The following is a 582-nucleotide window of genomic DNA, read 5'->3' as shown; positions in this document are numbered from 1 at the left end:
TCTCACAGCATTTAAAACACTCATTTTATTTTTTCCTTCATCAATTTTTCTAATGTAATATCTTCTCAGATCATTATCTAATCTAATTGCACTCATTGCGGCCAGATGCAGAATAGTTTTTAAATTTTTATCAGCAAGCATTGATACTCCAGGCCTTCTTTTTAATGAGGTTCCGGATTGAAAATCAAAAGGTACAACTCCGCTGTAACATGCCATTTTTCTTGGATCGGTTATAATTGTAAATCCTTCTGTTTTTGATAATAATGTCCAAGATAAAACCTGACCTACTCCAGGAACAGATTTTATCAGTTTCTGCTGATAGCTTAGGTTTTCATCATTATGGATTACTTCTTCAATATCATTTTCAATAACCTTAATTTGTCCCTCAATATTTTTAATGAGTTTTACATTTAGACTTTTTAGCTCTTTGTCCAATCCAATGCCTTTCATTAATTTGTAATCATGCTGCTGAACCATAAGCTGCTTTTTGATTTTTATTCTTAAAGCTCTTTCGGTCAATAGTATTTTTATTTTTTTAATGGAGCACGAACTTGGTTTCCATTCTCTATTTTCTTGATAATT

General features: G+C 31.1%; 1 protein-coding gene. It reads right to left on the bottom strand.

The genetic code is table 11. The features are described from left to right. Window positions 1-582, bottom strand: a 582-nt coding sequence (locus FLAPXU55_RS00060; RefSeq protein WP_180855859.1) for a transposase, incomplete at both ends; no start/stop codon positions are given.

It is taken from the genome of Flavobacterium panici, from assembly GCF_903819335.1.
Lineage (GTDB): Bacteria > Bacteroidota > Bacteroidia > Flavobacteriales > Flavobacteriaceae > Flavobacterium > Flavobacterium panici.
Note: the sequence above shows the minus strand (reverse complement) of the source record. Positions and strands in the feature narration are given on the sequence as shown.